We start from the raw sequence: 370 nt of genomic DNA on the forward strand, positions 1-370 counted from the left end.
AAGGGTTATCCTTACAATGAGCTCTCTGCTGATAATAACAATAAAAGTGCATGTTATCACAGTAAAGATTTTAATAAAAATGCACTTCATAACAAAAATTTCTTCTGGAATACAACGTGTCCTAATCTAGTATTAGATCGATCCCGCGGAGGCATCTTTATTCGTCGGCAAGCGTTTTTATTGCTATGTTTTTACATAAACCCTACATAAAACAAATTTATCGTTTTTCAGGAGAAATCTACTCCACGCTTTGCGTGAAACAGTTTGTATAGCTTTGCCACGCCACCCTTGTAAATAAGCGAACGAATTAAATGAAAGACACCATAGTATCAACTACTAGCGGCCCTTCCAGCGGTTTCACCCTTTGCTT

Annotated in this window: 1 protein-coding gene; it reads left to right on the top strand. The window is 37.3% G+C overall.

Annotation, left to right across the window (positions count from 1 at the left end; all coding sequences use genetic code 11):
- Nucleotides 1–210: hypothetical protein (locus tag ACJ5GX_RS05350; RefSeq protein ID WP_495292780.1), on the top strand; the 210-nt coding region annotated here is incomplete at its 5' end.
- Between the last annotated feature and the right edge of the window lie 160 nt (nucleotides 211–370).

This window comes from Wolbachia endosymbiont of Tuta absoluta (genome assembly GCF_059414725.1).